The 15,603-nt window shown below is 60.8% G+C and carries 15 protein-coding genes, 3 tRNA genes and 1 pseudogene; 11 read left to right on the top strand and 8 right to left on the bottom strand.

Annotation, left to right across the window (positions count from 1 at the left end; all coding sequences use genetic code 11):
- The first annotated feature begins 120 nt into the window (after positions 1-120).
- The 7 genes from CO676_RS10600 to lexA all read left to right on the top strand — a co-directional run bounded on the left by CO676_RS10600 (position 121) and on the right by lexA (position 6,318).
- Positions 121-1,143, top strand: a complete 1,023-nt coding sequence (locus CO676_RS10600; protein ID WP_014764447.1) for a LacI family DNA-binding transcriptional regulator — start codon at positions 121-123, stop codon at positions 1,141-1,143.
- Positions 1,140-2,993 carry a DUF2264 domain-containing protein gene (locus CO676_RS10605; RefSeq protein WP_097520791.1) on the top strand — a complete coding sequence of 618 codons (1,854 nt, stop codon included), beginning with the start codon at positions 1,140-1,142 and terminating at the stop codon, positions 2,991-2,993. Before CO676_RS10600 ends, CO676_RS10605 begins: the two co-directional genes overlap by 4 nt.
- Positions 2,990-4,000 carry a hydroxyacid dehydrogenase gene (locus tag CO676_RS10610; RefSeq protein WP_014764445.1) on the top strand — a complete coding sequence of 337 codons (1,011 nt, stop codon included), beginning with the start codon at positions 2,990-2,992 and terminating at the stop codon, positions 3,998-4,000. Before CO676_RS10605 ends, CO676_RS10610 begins: the two co-directional genes overlap by 4 nt.
- A complete protein-coding gene (locus CO676_RS10615; protein ID WP_097520793.1) occupies positions 3,997-4,767 on the top strand; it encodes a TIM barrel protein in 771 nt (256 codons plus the stop codon). Before CO676_RS10610 ends, CO676_RS10615 begins: the two co-directional genes overlap by 4 nt.
- A 120-nt stretch (positions 4,768-4,887) precedes the next feature.
- Positions 4,888-4,963, top strand: a tRNA-Ala gene (locus CO676_RS10620).
- 234 nt (positions 4,964-5,197) lie between these two features.
- Positions 5,198-5,365 carry a hypothetical protein gene (locus CO676_RS35190; protein ID WP_014764444.1) on the top strand — a complete coding sequence of 56 codons (168 nt, stop codon included), beginning with the start codon at positions 5,198-5,200 and terminating at the stop codon, positions 5,363-5,365.
- A gap of 242 nt (positions 5,366-5,607) precedes the next feature.
- Entirely contained in the window at positions 5,608-6,318 is a 711-nt protein-coding gene (lexA, locus tag CO676_RS10630) for a transcriptional repressor LexA (protein ID WP_041415398.1), read from the top strand.
- Positions 6,319-6,762: 444 nt separating this feature from the next.
- On the opposite strand, the gene CO676_RS10640 is transcribed toward lexA, so the two are convergent.
- Positions 6,763-6,836, bottom strand: a tRNA-Cys gene (locus tag CO676_RS10640).
- A 172-nt stretch (positions 6,837-7,008) separates the two neighbouring features.
- Complete coding sequence (locus CO676_RS10645; RefSeq protein WP_041414389.1) at positions 7,009-7,299, bottom strand: hypothetical protein; 291 nt, start codon at positions 7,297-7,299, stop codon at positions 7,009-7,011.
- Positions 7,300-7,440: 141 nt separating this feature from the next.
- On the opposite strand from CO676_RS10645, the gene CO676_RS10650 reads away from it, so the two are divergent.
- From CO676_RS10650 to CO676_RS35195, 4 genes are all read left to right on the top strand, one after another.
- Positions 7,441-7,515, top strand: a tRNA-Asn gene (locus CO676_RS10650).
- A gap of 170 nt (positions 7,516-7,685) precedes the next feature.
- A complete protein-coding gene (locus CO676_RS36000) occupies positions 7,686-7,931 on the top strand; it encodes a DUF6538 domain-containing protein (protein WP_245424293.1) in 246 nt (81 codons plus the stop codon).
- Positions 7,932-7,994: 63 nt separating this feature from the next.
- Positions 7,995-9,020: a site-specific integrase gene (locus tag CO676_RS10655; protein WP_245424294.1), complete on the top strand. Its 1,026-nt coding sequence runs from the start codon at positions 7,995-7,997 to the stop codon at positions 9,018-9,020.
- A gap of 194 nt (positions 9,021-9,214) precedes the next feature.
- Positions 9,215-9,388: a hypothetical protein gene (locus tag CO676_RS35195; protein WP_179875445.1), complete on the top strand. Its 174-nt coding sequence runs from the start codon at positions 9,215-9,217 to the stop codon at positions 9,386-9,388.
- Positions 9,389-9,478: 90 nt separating this feature from the next.
- Here CO676_RS35195 and CO676_RS10660 read toward each other — a convergent pair whose 3' ends face one another.
- The 6 genes and pseudogenes from CO676_RS10660 to CO676_RS10680 form a co-directional block, all read right to left on the bottom strand.
- Positions 9,479-10,051: a helix-turn-helix transcriptional regulator gene (locus tag CO676_RS10660; protein WP_097520797.1), complete on the bottom strand. Its 573-nt coding sequence runs from the start codon at positions 10,049-10,051 to the stop codon at positions 9,479-9,481.
- A gap of 16 nt (positions 10,052-10,067) precedes the next feature.
- The gene (locus tag CO676_RS10665) at positions 10,068-10,940 is read right to left on the bottom strand and encodes a S1C family serine protease (RefSeq protein ID WP_097520799.1); all 873 of its coding nucleotides are present in this window, start codon (positions 10,938-10,940) and stop codon (positions 10,068-10,070) included.
- Between the two features lie 276 nt (positions 10,941-11,216).
- Positions 11,217-11,768, bottom strand: a complete 552-nt coding sequence (locus tag CO676_RS10670; RefSeq protein ID WP_097520801.1) for a DUF4334 domain-containing protein — start codon at positions 11,766-11,768, stop codon at positions 11,217-11,219.
- The gene (locus tag CO676_RS10675) at positions 11,768-12,367 is read right to left on the bottom strand and encodes an SOS response-associated peptidase (RefSeq protein WP_014764437.1); all 600 of its coding nucleotides are present in this window, start codon (positions 12,365-12,367) and stop codon (positions 11,768-11,770) included. Before CO676_RS10675 ends, CO676_RS10670 begins: the two co-directional genes overlap by 1 nt.
- A gap of 206 nt (positions 12,368-12,573) precedes the next feature.
- Positions 12,574-12,812, bottom strand: a pseudogene (locus tag CO676_RS36005) (two-component sensor histidine kinase); the annotation flags it as partial.
- Between the two features lie 75 nt (positions 12,813-12,887).
- Positions 12,888-15,603 (bottom strand): mechanosensitive ion channel family protein (locus CO676_RS10680; RefSeq protein ID WP_097520803.1); only part of this gene is annotated, 2,716 nt, incomplete at its 5' end.

A 15,603-nucleotide genomic window follows, 5' to 3' on the forward strand; every position in this document is an offset into this window, starting at 1 on the left:
CCTCGCGCTCTCCTCCAGCGCGGGGCGGAACCAAGTCGGGCAAGCTTATGCAAGAAACTACCTTTTGCAAGAATTTGTTTTAATCTTGCAAATTTGCATAGATTGCGCGATGTTTGCGATATGACAGACACATCTTCCAAACGGCTCCGGCAAGCGGACATTGCAACCCGCGCCGGGGTCTCCATTTCTACCGTCTCGCGCGTCCTTGCGAACGAACCGGGCATCAGCGAGGACGTTCGCCGGCAGATCCTCCAGGTTGCGAGCGACCTCGGCTATCCGATAAAGGCGCCTTCGGTTCCGGGAGCACTGGCTCTGATTGCGAGCAATGGCGTGACCGGAGGGCTCAGCGTCTTCTATGAGGGCATCGTCGAGGGCCTACGTTCCGAGGCGGCCAAATTGGGCATGCCGTTCGATATTCGCCTTGTCCGGGAGGCGAAAGCGACGCCGGAAATTGTGCGCGAGCACCTCCAGGCCGTCGGCGCAGAAGGGCTCTTCCTGGTGGGGATCGATCCGGCCGATGTCCTTTGCAAATGGCTCGAGGACAGTGGCACCCCTGTCATTCTGGTCAATGGCACCGATGTGCAGATGCGTTTCGACGGTGTCTCGCCCGCGAACTTCTTCGGCGCCTACGCGGCGACGCAGCGGTTAATCGATGCAGGCCATCGCCGCATACTGCACCTGACCGGATCGCATCGGCACACGATCCGCGAGCGCGTTCGCGGCTTCGAGGCGGCAGTCGCCGCGGTTGATGGGGGCGAAGCGCGCGTCATCCGCCTGCCGTTCGAGAGCAATTCCAGCGTCGAGGCGCATGCGGCAACGCTCGCCGCGCTCGCGGAGGACGGCGGATTTTCCGCCGCGTTCTGCATGAACGACTTTATCGCCGTTGGCGTTCTCGAGGCGGTCACGGAGATCGGCCGGCGCGTGCCCGAGGATTTCGCCGTCATCGGTTTCGACGACCTGCCTTGCGCCGAGATGGCCAATCCCCGGCTTGCGACGATGCGTGTCGACCGCGTCGCCCTTGGTCGCGAGGCGATCGGCATGATGCATTTCCGTCTCCATCATCGGGAGGCGCCCGCCCGGCATGTGTCTCACGCGGTGATCCCTGTGCCCGGCGGAAGCTTGGACCAGAGACAGCGCCCATGACCTATGATCCCGCCAGTGCCAATCCGCTCGCCACCAATCCACTCGAAACGCGCAGCGACATGCAGCGCGCCCTGCTGGGCCTCTTCGATCCGCTGTTGCCTTATTTTTCCGAGGGAAATGCGCGCGTGCGCCTTGACGCTGCGGCCGCCCACTTCGATCGGGCCGCTGCCGATCTCGAGGGGTTCGCGAGGCCTCTGTGGGGCCTTGCGCCGTTTGCCGCCGGTGGCGGCGATTTCCCCCATTGGCACCGTTATGCCGAAGGCATCGCCAACGGCACCGATCCGAACCATCCGGAATTCTGGGGCAAGGTGAACAACCGCGACCAGCGCATGGTCGAACTCGCCGCCCTCGGCTTCGCGCTTGCCCTGGTGCCGGAGAAACTATGGGACCCGCTGAACGGCCGGGCGCGGGACAATCTTGTCGCCTATCTGCTGCATGCGCGGAAATTCGACTACGCCGACAACAATTGGAAGTTCTTCCGCATCCTGGTCGACATCGCCCTCGATCGCCTGGGCGTAGAATACGACCGCAGCCTGACGAATGCCTATCTCTCCGAGCTCGATGGCTTCTACATTGCGGACGGGTGGTATCGGGACGGCAATGTGCCGCGCGTCGATCACTACATCCCCTTCGCGATGCATTTCTATAGCCTCATCTACTCGCGCCTCGTCGAGGATGACCACGCCAAGCGCTATCGCGAGCGCGCCCTCGCCTTTGCTCAGGATTTTCGTCACTGGTTCGCCGAGGATGGAGCAACCGTCCCCTTTGGCCGCAGCCTCACCTATCGCTTCGCCTGCGCCGGTTTCTGGTCGGCGCTGGCCTTCGCCGATCTCGAGGCGCTGCCTTGGGGCGAGATCAAGGGGCTTTGTGTTCGCCACCTCAGATGGTGGGCCGACAAGCCGATGACGCACAGGGACGGCGTGCTGTCGATCGGTTACAGCTATCCGAACCTCTTGATGTCGGAAAACTACAATTCGGCGGGCTCGCCCTATTGGGCGTTCAAGGCCTTCCTGCCGCTCGCAGTGGACAATGACCATCCGTTCTGGACTTTCACGGAAACGCCTCCTTCACCGCCCTCCGAAACGGTTGCGCTCCGTCATCCGGGCATGGTGATGATGCCTTGCAAGGGTGACGTCGTGGCGCTTTCCTCCGGCCAGGAGAACCGGCAGATGCGCTTCGGCTCGGAAAAATATGCGAAATTCGCTTATTCGACGCGCTACGGCTTCAGCGTCGAGAGCGACGAACGGGCCTTTGCCGGCGGGGCCTTCGATTCCATGCTGGCTTTCAGTGACGACGGCATTCATTACCGCGTGCGCGAGACCAACGAAGAGGCGCGGCTTGATGGCAATGTGCTCTTTTCCAGGTGGTTGCCCTGGCCGGATGTTGTCGTTGAGACATGGCTGCTGCCGGCCTCACCCTGGCATGTGCGAGTGCACCGGATCACGACTCCGAGGCCGCTTGAAACAGCCGAAGGCGGCTTTGCCATCGCCAGACGAGACTTCGAGGCCGACACGCTTTCCGCGTCGACAGGCGAGGCCTATGCCATCGGGGAAGAGGATTTCAGCGGAATTCGCGACCTCGGCTCGATGGTCGCGCGCCAAGGTCTGGCGCAGAAGGCGCCACCAAATACCAACCTCATCGCCGCAAAGACGTTGATACCGCAACTGCGGGCTACGATTCCCGCTGGCAAAACGATTCTTCGCTGTGCCGTCCTGGCGGTTCGCGACATCTCGGCCGTAACGAGCGACTGGGACGTTCCGCCCGCCGCCCCGGACATCGCCGCGTTGCGCGCCATCGCGGAGCAAGGCGTGACCGTCAGTGCCATGCAGGCGCCGGGGCGCAAGCCATGACCCGCCCGGCGCTGGCTTTTGCGATGCAGCCCGAAAGGACGGAACACGTCCTGACGCCGGAACTTCTCGCGCGGGTCGACGGTCTTGCGCGCATACTCGATCCGCAACCGATGACTGTGTTCGGCGACAGCCGGTCGAAGCGGTTGCTCGCCGAAGCGGAAATCCTGGTAACCGGCTGGGGCGCTCCACGCTTCGATGCGGCCGTTCTTCGGTCGGCGCCCCGCCTTCGCCTCGTTGTCCATGCGGCAGGAACGGTCAAGGGCCTGATCGACACGACTGTGTTTGATGCGGGAATAACCGTGAGCCATGCGGCCGTGGCCAATGCCGTGCCTGTCGCAGAGTTCACGCTCGCGGCAATCATTTTTGCGGGCAAGCAGGTCTTTCGCTTCCGCGATCTCTATGCCGCCGACAGAGGACGCCAGCGGACCCTGATCCTGCAGGGACAGGCGATTGGAAACTATCGCCGCACGATCGGCATAGTGGGCGCCTCGCGGATCGGAAGACGGGTGATCGACCTCCTTCGCCCCTTCGATTATCGGGTGCTGCTCTACGATCCGCTGGTCGGGCAGGAATGCGCTTCCGGCCTCGGTGGGGAAAAAGTTGAACTCGATACGTTGATGGCGAACTCGGACATCGTCTCGCTGCATGCGCCGGCGCTGCCCGAGACGAGGCACATGATCGACGCACGGCGGCTGTCCTTGATGATGGACGGGGCAACCCTGATCAACACGGCGCGGGGGGCGCTCGTCGATCAAACCGCGCTCATCGACAGGTTGAAGACGGGCGCGATCAACGCCGTCATCGACGTCACAGATCCCGAGGTGCCGGAAGATGCGTCGCCTCTTTATGATCTGCCGAACGTTTTCCTGACCCCGCACATCGCCGGCGCCGTCGGCCTCGAAAGGACACGTCTCGGCGAAATGGCTGTCGATGAAATCGAGCGTTTTCTTGAGGATCGGCCGCTGCTATTCGAGATCCACAAGAGCGACTTGGAGCGCATGGCATGAGCAATTTCGAAGCCGGCCTCTGCACCGTCACCTTCCGTAGCTTGCCCCCGGACAGAATTGTCGAGCTGGCCAGAGAAGCCCGGATTGCCGCAGCCGAATGGGCGGGGGATGCTCATGTTCCTCCCGGGAAGACATCCATAGCCCGGATTGTCGGGCGCCTCAGCAAAAGGGCTGGACTGACGACATCCTACGGCTCCTACGTCGCGCCACCGACCGACGACCTTTCCGAATTCGTGCGCGCAGTTGAAAGTGCGACCGCGCTCGGAGCCTCGAATATCCGCATTTGGCCCGGCACGCGCCGGCGCGATTCCAAGGACTACAACGCCGCTGAGAGACGCGCTGCGGCAGATGCGATCCGCGACATGGGCGCCGAGGCCGCGCGGCACGAGGTGACCGTGTCGTTGGAATATCATCCGCAATCCCTGACGGACACGACCGATTCGGCATGCCGCCTGATCGAGGCGATCGCCCACGACAATGTCTATCTCTATTGGCAGCCGCGGCCCGGGCTCGCGGTCGAGGAGGCGCTCGCCGAGGTCGCGCGGGTCGGTCAGCATGTGTCCCATGTCCACGTCTTCGCCTGGGACCGGGAGCGTAACCGCTTTCCCTTGGCGTCGGCGGCCGACTACTGGCGCACGATCCTCTCCGCCCTTCCGCGGTCTCGCTGGATCGGGCGGCGATTTGCGATGCTGGAATTCGTCGCCAATGACGACCCGGCCGCCTTTCTCGAGGATGCCGCGACACTCGAGCAAATCCTCACCCCGTGAAGAAGCGGGCGCCGCGGCGCGTACCCTTCTCGACCCCAACTTTAGGAAAACATGCGGTCGTCCCGGCACAAGGATGGACTGGCGAAGGCGGTGAAATCCGCCTATATACTTTGGTTTGCTGGGGTCGTAGCTCAGTTGGGAGAGCGCCGCAATCGCACTGCGGAGGTCGAGGGTTCGACTCCCTTCGACTCCACCAGGATTTCCCTCGCCGGAACACCACCAGAAACTGCATTCGCGCCTCACCTGCCGCGATCGCCTGTCCCGAAAGTAAAGGAACGCCGGCCGGACCCCTGGAGGTTGGTGGCACGGCGTTTACACGGACCGAAACGGACTTCTGGCATCGGCCCTCGCTTGCCAAAGAGCGTGATTTGAGAGAGACTTAGCTACTGGCATCATTGCATATCGGCAACTCCCGGAAGTGGAGAACATCATGCCCCTCAAATCTCTGATCGCCGTCACTGCAATCACGCTTCTCACACTTTCAGGATGCGCTTCGACGGGTGCAACGGGCAACACAACCTACACCCAATGGTACGGCCCCTATCCTGAACCTGATTTCGACGTTCTTAGCCCCGGCGGGTTGCGTCTCGCCTACTAGGAAGTGCTCGTCAGGCCGACGCGCAGGTCCCCCCGGACGAAGAGGACGTTCGCCCGAGGTGCGACGCTGCGCCGAAAGCGCCTCTCGCCAACACTTTGTCACTCCGGTCCGGCAATGCTCCCGGTTGCCGCGACGCGCCTCGACGCCCGGCTAAAGTTCACGGAATATTAAGTGCTTGCGGAACACATATGGAACGGATAGTTTCTGTTCTTGATTTGTTTCGCGAATCTGGAGTGACGCGCATGCTGACCCGCAAGCAACAGGAATTGCTTCTGTTCATTCACGAACGGATGAAGGAATCCGGGGTCCCGCCGTCCTTCGACGAGATGAAAGATGCGCTCGATCTCGCGTCGAAGTCGGGCATCCACCGGTTGATCACGGCGCTCGAGGAGCGCGGTTTCATTCGTCGGCTTCCCAATCGGGCCCGTGCGCTCGAGGTCATCAAACTGCCCGAGGCCTATTCGGCTCCCTCTCAGCCGCGACGCGGCTTCTCGCCGAGCGTCATCGAGGGCAGCCTGGGCAAGCCCCCGCTCGCGCCGAAGCCTGCGCCGACGCCGGTCGACAGCGCGTCCATGACGGTGCCCGTCATGGGGCGGATCGCCGCGGGCGTGCCGATTTCGGCCATTCAGAACAACACCCACGAAATTTCCGTACCGGTCGAGATGATCGGCAATGGCGAGCACTACGCGCTCGAAATCAAGGGCGATTCGATGATCGAGGCGGGCATCCTCGATGGGGATACGGTGATTATCCGAAACACGAGCACCGCCAGCCCGGGAGACATTGTCGTGGCGCTGATCGACGACGAGGAAGCAACCTTGAAGCGATTCCGCCGCAAGGGCGCATCGATCGCACTCGAGGCCGCGAATCCGGCTTACGAAACCCGGATATTCGGTCCCGACCGGGTAAAGATTCAGGGCAAACTCGTCGGCCTGATGCGGCGCTATCACTGAGCGGCTTGGGCAGTCTTGGCGACTTGTTAAGTGTTCGTCTGCCTCGGGCGCAAATATTAGGGCCACCACCGAACTATCTTTTGCCTGGAACCGCTCACGTCCGGCAAGCCCCCGGTCGTTCCCACTGCCACAACAGACGGGACTTACCTCCTTCGGCGCCGTCATTCGGCGAAAGTCGGAGGAAGCACATGGCAGAGGTCAGGAAATCCCCGGGGCGCGATCGTCGCCGCGTTGCTGCGGAACAGCCCTAGCTCACCGAAGAACAGGCTCGAAAGATCATCAAGGAAGCCGGCAATTCGCGCGCGAACGCGAACGCCATGGCGGAGAACGTCGAGAAGGCGTAGAGACCGGTGCGGGCGATAGGCCGACCCGGCGTTTTCGAATGTCCGGCCTTCGGCGCGATTCAAACCGATCGCGCTGAGCGGTGATATTTAAGGAATTGTTTGGAGGCCTCGCCCGGAATTGAACCGGGGTACAAGGATTTGCAGTCCTCTGCGTCACCACTCCGCCACGAGGCCTCTCGTGCTCGGAAAATCGAGCGATGGCGGGCGTTTAAAACGAATCCATGTGGAGCGCAAGAGGGAGAGGTCTAAAAAGGACATTCGCAAATAGCTTTGAACAGCCTGCAAGGCGGCACCGTTGGTGCCTGCGATTTATGGCGTTTCAATCGGCGTCGCTGCGGAGCGTGGCCTACTTCCCCGATGAATTCTGCGTTCCCCGTCGACGGGCCCACCAGACGGCGAGCTTGCGGCGGGCACGGCGCACTGCAGGAATGTCGTGGGACAGGACGAGCAAGCCGAGCGGAACCATCCAGAAGCCGAGGACCGGCAGAAAGCCGAGCAGACCGCAAACAACAAGTAGCGAGCCGATCAAAATCCGCAATACAGGCGAGTCGGGCAACGGGATCCGCCACTTGCCGAGCACGATTTGACGCGTTTGCGGATCGATGCCGAAGTACCTCTTCTTGCCGCCGTTCGTCATCACGCCTCTTTCATCCAACTTCCCAACAGTTGGTGCTTTCTCCACAGGCCCGCAACCGGCACCGTAGATTTTTTTTGAAAAACCGCTTGGCAAATCGACAAAGCATTTGTATTAGCAGCCTCACTTCTGCGGCGCAGATGATCCCTGGTAGCTCAGCGGTAGAGCACTCGACTGTTAATCGATAGGTCGCCGGTTCGAATCCGGCCCGGGGAGCCAGTTTCAGAAAAGGCCTGCACCTCATAGTGCAGGCCTTTTTAATTGCATCTTCAAAGACTTACCGTGACATGCGTACGCGTGAAGCCCCGTGGAGTACGATTAGATTTTTCCATTCTGGGTACTTTTTGGGTACTTTTAGGCCTACAAAGGCAGTGGAGAACCGGCATCCGATGAGGTCGGATGATTTTTCACGTTACGTTGTGAAACATCCAGCGAGCGGCATCTACCGCTACTATCGCCGTGTTCCGACCGTTGTCGCCCATCTCGATAAGCGGGCTCACGTTAAGAAGTCGCTGAAGACGAACAACCTGAAGGCGGCCTTGGAGCGGGCAGAGCAAGTGCACGAGGCGGCTGAGAACTTCTGGCGCGCGCTTCTCGCCGGAAATAATAACGAGCATGCTTTCGCGCGCTACTAGGCGGCGGTTAAAATCGTTCACTCCCTCGGCTATACCTACATGCCCGCCGCCGAACTGGCGACGATGCCCTATGCCGATTTGCACGAGCGCCTCTCGATCGCGAGAGAGCACCCAGCAGTCGAGGCGGCGATCCTCGGCCTTGTCGATGAGCCCTCACCGCGCCTCAGCAACATTTGGGCACTCTACGAACGTCATAATGCGGGCGGCCTCACTGGAATGTCCAGAGATCAGCTAAGGAAGCATAGGACGTCGCGCGAGCGGGCGATCCGCTACGCGATCGAAGAGCTCGGCGACATGGAGTTAGCGATCATTCGCAGGAAGGATGTCCTGAGGCTTCGCGATTGGTGGACGACCAAGATTGCTAAGGAGGGCCTGACCGCCTACAGCGCGAACCGCTGCTTCAGCGACATAATGGGTATGCTGTCGGTGACCGACAATGCGTTGCATAGCGATTTTCATTTGCCATGGGAAAAGACGCATCAAGGAAACGAACGCGACCAAGCTGAACAGGCGCCCCCCTTCCCCATTTCCTGGATTCGTCAGAAAATTTTGGCACCAGGCGCGCTCGACGCGATGAATGAGGACGCTCGCTATATCGTCTATGCGATGGTGGAGACTGGCCTGCGCCTCGGAGAGGTCTGTAATCTGCGGCCGCAGGATATCCGCCTCGAAGATGACGTGCCGCATGTCGAGGTTGCCGATCGCGACGATCGGCGTCAAAAAACCGAGTATTCGATTCGCCGCATTCCGCTCGTCGGGGTGTCGCTCTGGGCAATGAACCGCCGTCCCCAAGGATTCAAACGCTACCAGGACAAGGCCGATCACGCCTCGGCGCTGATCAACAAGGTCATGCGAGGCGCATCGCTGATGCCGTCCGCCGACCATACGATCTATTCGATGCGGCACAGTTTCCAGGATCGCATTGAGAATGTTGGCTGCTCGGATCGCATGCAGGCCGACCTGATGGGACACGAGTTCGGCCGCCCAACCTATGGCGACGGCGCCGACATGATGCGCCGGAAGAAGCTCCTCGAGGTTAATCATGTTCGACTGGCCCCAAGTGGCCGGTGTATAATTTCGGCTGTATAGGCGGTTCATTGTTAGACGTGTGTCAGGTAAACGTTTCCTTCGTCGCATAGCCCGTCTTCCGCGCTCGACCCGTTGCGGACAATGGTGCGTACGCGATGAACGGCTCGATTGAGCCCTTTCAAGACCTTGGCAGGGCCGATGAGACGTATCGACCGACCGCTGGGAGCCCGATCAGATATCGTGAACCAGGGCGAATGCTCGAGATCCTTGGTGCCAACGGCGCGGAGCATCCGAGCGTGATCGCCGGCTACGATCTTAGCTTCACCGTCAAGCGCGGCCAGCTCACGACCGCAACCTCCACTGCTGACAAGCCGGGGTGTTTGAGTTTCCGTGTGAGACTCATCAGCCGTCGATGGTGGGCGAATTGATCGTGCTGCCGGGCAGTTGAGCGGCGCGACCCCTATGACCCGAGGGCACCCTTGTGCTGCCGTTGCGGTTTCACACTTATTAGCTGAGCGTTATATGTAAAGCAGCCCTTGCCTCAGCGCTATGGCCACAGCGTCGGCGCGGTTCTGCGCATGAAGCTTGGCGAGCACTGCAGCGACGTGGAACTTCGCGGTATGCACCGAAATTTTGAGCTGGCGGGCGATCACCTTGTTCGAGGCCCCGTCGGCAAGCAGCGCAAGCGTTTCCAATTCGCGGGGGCTGAGTGACAGGTTGTGAGGCACGTCTCTCGGCAGCACTGCCTCCTCCGTATCAGCAGTCTCGATTGCATCTCCAGCATCAGCGACTGACAGGCGATATCCTGCCGCGACGACCGTCGTCGCGGCAGCGATGAGCGCAGCATCCGCGGCATGCGGCAGCACAGCATGGATGTTGCCAGCCGAGGCTGCTGCACCAAGCACGATATGCGGCGTTGCCGCGTCGAGAGGTTCGCCATCGGTCACGACCACATCGAAATCCTCCGGCTGCTCGATATCGAAAGACGTCGCTACGGCCACATGACCGCGCTCCCCCAGAGCATGTTCCAATTCCTCCGTTTGCTCCGGATCGGAGAGGGCTATCATCACTGTCAGCGGGCGCTCAGCCATCCATCCTCACTGTCGCTCAGGAGCGCGGGCGTGCGCCGACGACGACGTCGAGGTTTCGCGCCTCACCACCGCGCAATATTCCGAGGGCCACCGTTTTGCCGACACTATCGGGACCGATCTGGCGGATTAGGTCCCGCACGCCTTCCACCGTCTCGCCATTCCAGGACGTGATGATATCGCCGAGCACCAGCCCAGCCTTCTCCGCCGGACCGCCCGCCTCGAGGCTCATCACCATTGCGCCCCGCGCCTTCTCCTGACGCACCGGGTGCAACCCTGCTCCGAGGTATCCGCGCGGCATATGTCCCTTTTCGGCGAGCGTTGCCGCGACCCGGTCGACCGTTTCGGCCGGAATGACAAGAGCGCGCCGGCCGGGGCCGAACAGGACGAGTCCGATGAAGCCACCCTCGGCATCGATCGCCGCGCCGCCCTCGGCGCGCGGATCGATGCTCGCGGAAAGGCGGATGCGCCGGTCGATCAGGCCGCCACGCATGCTGCGCCAAGCGGGTCCGGCCTCGCTGACAATCCCGAAGCCGGCCAGCGTAGAAGCTTCCCCCCGGCCGACAGCGACCACAAGATTCCCTGCCTCCGTCCGCCCGGCACGTTTCAGAGCCGGCGCGCCATCAGGCACATCCGATTTCAGCACCGCGATCCCCGTCGTTGGGTCGCGCCCGACGAATTCAGCCGCCGCGGAGTTGCCGGACGGCAAAGTTAGAGTGATACCTTCCTCAGTCTCGATCGCCTCGCTCGCGGCAACGAACAATCCTTCACGCCAATGGACGGCGCTCGAAGAATTATGGCGGCTAGCATGAACGGCGGCGATCCCCGGAGCGGTGGCGGCGACAAGGCCGGCGATCTCTCGGGAGAAGTCGGCAAGGCTGGCTTTCGGCATGGTCTTTCTCCTCAATCCATCTGAGGAATCTCGTCTATTTCACGACGCCGTCCAACTGGCCGCACGGCTAGGTTTGGCGCGAACTGCCCATCCGGGCAGGTCGCTCCACGCCGTGCTCCAGCACACATATAAGCATCGATCGCTCTGGGCTGTGGTGACGATTTATGACCGGCACCAGCATTGGCACCGGTGTCTTCAACCAGTGCATATCGTGAGTGAGTTCGCTTACCGCCCCCAGAGGTGCCGCCGCTAAGGCAGCAGCCGCTGTGACATACGCTAGGTGGCATTCGAAAGCGAAGGGCCAGGCTCCGTGACGCGCTCGAGCTGGAAGAAGAAATGCCCGTCGTGTCCCTGTATGCTCATGACCCCTATCAACCTGTCAGTGTCGATCTTTCTGAAATGATCAGCAACAGGCTTACTGTCATAGACCATTGCCGCGCTGACCTCGCCGCGGAAGCGTATCATTCGCAACGAAGCGACTGGACCCGTCGCGCGCAGATGCTTGATCAGGTGGGAGAACAGAGTCCTCGCCGCTTCGGTACGGCCCAGCCGATGGAAGCGAAAGACAAGCCCCAGCGGGACTGGAGACGGATCGATCGGCACGAGACTGCTGCCATCTTTCTTGAACAATAGGGCGTCGGCGCGCATGTCGGCGCGGAAACGCTTCCCGTACCATCCCAGATTTTCGAGCACGCCATCGAACGGATGCCCCGTCGAGATTTCGCTTCCCTTCCAAAGGCCGACCAGTTCGCCCGCAGGCACCGGATGCAGCCGGTCGAAATATGCGAAGGCCGCCTCTTCGGATGGGAATGTCAATCGGTCGATCATCAATCGCTGCCTGACCTGACCTCCTCGACGTGGAGGCTTCCCTCGGGAAGCGGCCGGAGAAGCTCCTTTTCCGGCTTCGACAGGTCGAGCCAGCGCTTCCAATCCGGCGGGCGCAGAACGACGATCTGGCGATTGTGGATAGGCGCGACATCAGGTCCGGGTTCCGTGGTCAGCATTGTAAACGACGGGGGCTGGTTTCCCTGCCCTTCCCGCCAGAGTCCGGCAATCGCCATGAAAGGCGCGTCGTTCAGTGTGAACCGATGCTTGGCCTTCGGATACTTTGTACCGGTGAACTCGAAGAAGGCGGACGCCGGTATGAGGCATCGCCTGCTCTCTGCAAAGCTGCGCCCCTCGCTCCGAAAGTTGAAGACCGGTCCGCCCTTGCGTCCTTCAGGAGGCGGGAAGCCGAACGTCATCGGCACGAGTTCGACCACGTTACCATCTGCAGCTCTCATTGCAGGTCCCGTATCGCCGATCCGGACGTCGCGCGCCTGTGGGAGGTCGAGTTCCGACTGATGCGGAGGCATGCCGAGCGCGAGCTCCTGCATCATTCTGCAGTATTCGGCATATCTGATGTGCTGCTCGTAGTCGTTACACATGCGGCATCAACCTAGCGCTCGTGATCAGGACGTCCAGTACGTCTGATGACTGCAAGCAGAATGCCAGCGCGTGTCGGCCGACTTCCTGCTTTGCGCGCCATGAGCTATCATCAGCAGGCCGGTCGGTGAGCGCCTCGTTTCGACCCATTGTCGTCGTTGGCGTCCGGCGCGCCGAATGGCTCGATTGAGTGCGGGTAGCAGACGATTCAGACTGCTTGCACTGATCGAGTGTTCCTTGTTGATAGACCGCCGCCATTGCGGTTGCGCAGGGCAGTGTAGTGAGCACCGATCGCCATCGCGAGTTGTCGGGCGATGAGAAGCCCGAGGCCGGTTCCACCGGTATCACGGTTGCGGGATTGCTCCAACCGGTAGAAGCGCTTCCACCTGGGTTTCCGAAATACTAGGGGCCGCGATCGAGCACCTTGATGAGCACGGTCTCATCCGCGAACGCTGCATCGGCGATCTGCCGGTCATAAGCATTCGCAAGGGCTTGCGGCGACGGGCGGCTTGAGCGCTGTGGCTAGGCATCTAAGGCCGCTTGCTCGGTCTGCGGCGGTGGTTTGATGAGATCAAGCCCCTTCTGCGCGACCGCGCTGCTTGCGTCCCCGCCGCCGGCGACGGAGACAGTCGGAACGGCAAATTTGATCCCTTGGGCATCGAAGGCCTTTTTGATCAAAGCATAGGCACGGCGACGGATCACCGCCTGCTCGCCCGGCTTTGTCATGATCTTCATGCGAATCTGAATAGCGAAATCGCCAAACTGCTCGACGCCCTGCATCTTCAATGTTTCCATGATGCTCGGCGCGATTTCCTCATCTGTCAGCAGCTGCTTGCCAACCTGCTTGACAGTATTTTTTACGACGTCCAAGTCGGTATTGTAGGTGACGCTCACCATGATCTTGTCGATTGCCCAATCACGCGAATAGTTGGTGATCTTGTCGAGCGAGCCGAACGGGATCGTATGGAGCGCACCACGATGATGCCTGATCTTTATCGAGCGCAACGAAAAGGATTCGACGGTGCCTTTGATACTGCCGCTCTCAATGTATTCGCCGACCCGAAAGGCGTCGTCGAGGAGGAAGAACATTCCGGAGATAATGTCTTTGACCAGCGTCTGGGCACCGAAACCAACAGCAAGCCCGACGACACCTGCGCCGGCGATAAGCGGACCAATCTCCACGCCCAGACTGGAAAGCGCCATCAGTATGGCCATTGCGAGCAGCACGACAAACAATACATTGCGAAGGACGGGAAGTAATGTGCGAAGCCTAGCACTTCGTCGCAACTCGTCGGGGTCGACCGCGTCGCCCACCGCTGTCTGCATCAGCTTGCGATCTATCCATGTACTCGTCATCCGCCATGTAAAATCGGCCAGCAGAATGACGACAAAGGCATTCAGGAGCCCTCGAATCAAATGGGTTGCCATGGTGTCCCTGGCCGCCAATGTGCCGAAGTCGAGTCCAAGCAGCGATGCAATGAGGTAAGCGCCTCCGATCAGCAGCAGAGAGCGGAGACCGCGTTCCAATGCTGCCCCAGCGAGCGAAGGTACACCTTCATTAGCGGCGATCGTGCCCGGCGGACGCATAATATGGTCTATTGAGAGCCTCACGCAGGAAATCGCAATCGGCAAAACCAGAAGCACCACCCCAATGTAAAACGTGGCAGCAACGCCGGACAGCGCGACCAACCAGTTGGCGATTATATAGAGCGTCCCAAGGACGGTACTGACGCGGTGTCGGCGGCTCACCATATCGACACCGTCGAATGTTGGACAGCGCCAAAGTGCGACGAGGGCCAGCCCGAACAGGATCAAACCCGATGCAAGCGCAACGATGTATGTGGCCTCATGTCCTACTCCGAGCATCGGCAACAGCTGATAGGTGAAGTGCCCAAATGCGAAGAGGCCAACCAGTACTGCCGACCAGAAAAACCAGAAGCGAGCGGTGACTGTCGCCACAGGCATCAGCCGAAACCGTTCAGCGCCGGGAGCAAGCACGATCCGCCCTACAACCAATGTCAAACGGACGGCCAGGAAGACGAGAAGATAAGCGAGGACGCTGTGCTGCAGTAACGGTGGCCAGTCGAACAGCAGGAAGGCGCCAACACTTCCGACTGCAAAGGCCAGAAGGACGCCAAGGCCGTAGAGGATACGCAATCCCGCAGCCCGCAATCGATCGTCGACGGTATCCAGATGTGTCACGATCATCCGGTCGCGGAAGCCAGATGTGGCGTGCCAATAGAGCCACTCCAAACCGAACCCCAGCGTCGCAAAAAAGACCAGCGGCAGAATGGCGGCGAAGGATCCCTGTCCCCTCATCTCGGTCATCAAAGCGACACGCGCTCGATGGAGTTCGGCGGGCAGTGTCGGAATGGCGGTCGCCATGTCGTGAACGAAGGAGCGTACTGCATTCAGCCGGCCAACGATGATCTCGCGGGCGTTGGCGGCTTCGGCCGAACTTTGCTCTTCGACCGGGCGGTTCCCCGTTTGAGACTGAAGCCATGTTTGAATGTCGGGGCGTTGCAAGAGATCGAGAAGCTGTCGCAAATCTTCCGGAGGTAGCGCGGCAACGGATGTCGGCTGCCCGACCGGATTGCGGTCGGTTTGGGCCAAGGCTGGTTGGCACGGCATCAGTAGAGCGAAGATGAGTAGCAACAAGCAGGGATTGATGGAACGCTCCTTGGCCCGTTCACCGTATTTACCGGTCCGAACGGCGGTCCACAGCAACTCTTGGCGTACATTCTCCAAAAAAGCCGCATAGTTCTCACGAGACTCCTTGGTCTTGAGCAACCGCGCAGCGCGCACTTTCGCTAGTCCGATCTTGATTGCGACGAGGATGGGCGCGGCTATGACAAACAGCAGCGCGACAGCGTTGAACGCCGTGTCGAAGGCAATCACGGTGGACTGACCTGTCACGACCCGGCCGAGAAGGCTGGTCGCTGCCCGGCCAGCGGCCGCGGCGTCCATGCCTTTGGCCGTCAGCATCGCGGTCGTGGTCGTCAGCCGCTCGATGACCGCGGGGCCCCCTGCGGTGACGTTGGCACCGAGGACCGCGACATTGGCGACGACATTATGGTCGATCAGCGTCTGGAGTGCGGCCACTCCGATAAGCCCACCCAGCTGACGGCCGGTATTGAAGAGGCCGATGCCGGAGGCGAGATTTCGGTTGTTGAGGTCGCCGAAAGCGATCAGCGTGATCGACAGAAACAGGAAGCCAAGGCCGAGGCCGCGCAGCAGG

Origin of the sequence: Sinorhizobium sp. BJ1 (genome assembly GCF_002531555.1) — a bacterium.
GTDB classification, from domain to species: domain Bacteria; phylum Pseudomonadota; class Alphaproteobacteria; order Rhizobiales; family Rhizobiaceae; genus Sinorhizobium; species Sinorhizobium fredii_B.

What these genes read in the sequence shown, in the direction of transcription:
- CO676_RS10600 (WP_014764447.1), top strand. Translation starts at nt 121, where the DNA reads ATGACAGACACATCTTCCAAACGGCTCCGGCAAGCGGACATTGCAACC.
- CO676_RS10605 (WP_097520791.1), top strand. Translation starts at nt 1,140, where the DNA reads ATGACCTATGATCCCGCCAGTGCCAATCCGCTCGCCACCAATCCACTC.
- CO676_RS10610 (WP_014764445.1), top strand. Translation starts at nt 2,990, where the DNA reads ATGACCCGCCCGGCGCTGGCTTTTGCGATGCAGCCCGAAAGGACGGAA.
- CO676_RS10615 (WP_097520793.1), top strand. Translation starts at nt 3,997, where the DNA reads ATGAGCAATTTCGAAGCCGGCCTCTGCACCGTCACCTTCCGTAGCTTG.
- CO676_RS35190 (WP_014764444.1), top strand. Translation starts at nt 5,198, where the DNA reads ATGCCCCTCAAATCTCTGATCGCCGTCACTGCAATCACGCTTCTCACA.
- lexA (WP_041415398.1), top strand. Translation starts at nt 5,608, where the DNA reads ATGCTGACCCGCAAGCAACAGGAATTGCTTCTGTTCATTCACGAACGG.
- CO676_RS10645 (WP_041414389.1), bottom strand. Translation starts at nt 7,299, where the DNA reads ATGACGAACGGCGGCAAGAAGAGGTACTTCGGCATCGATCCGCAAACG.
- CO676_RS36000 (WP_245424293.1), top strand. Translation starts at nt 7,686, where the DNA reads ATGAGGTCGGATGATTTTTCACGTTACGTTGTGAAACATCCAGCGAGC.
- CO676_RS10655 (WP_245424294.1), top strand. Translation starts at nt 7,995, where the DNA reads ATGCCCTATGCCGATTTGCACGAGCGCCTCTCGATCGCGAGAGAGCAC.
- CO676_RS35195 (WP_179875445.1), top strand. Translation starts at nt 9,215, where the DNA reads ATGCTCGAGATCCTTGGTGCCAACGGCGCGGAGCATCCGAGCGTGATC.
- CO676_RS10660 (WP_097520797.1), bottom strand. Translation starts at nt 10,051, where the DNA reads ATGGCTGAGCGCCCGCTGACAGTGATGATAGCCCTCTCCGATCCGGAG.
- CO676_RS10665 (WP_097520799.1), bottom strand. Translation starts at nt 10,940, where the DNA reads ATGCCGAAAGCCAGCCTTGCCGACTTCTCCCGAGAGATCGCCGGCCTT.
- CO676_RS10670 (WP_097520801.1), bottom strand. Translation starts at nt 11,768, where the DNA reads ATGATCGACCGATTGACATTCCCATCCGAAGAGGCGGCCTTCGCATAT.
- CO676_RS10675 (WP_014764437.1), bottom strand. Translation starts at nt 12,367, where the DNA reads ATGTGTAACGACTACGAGCAGCACATCAGATATGCCGAATACTGCAGA.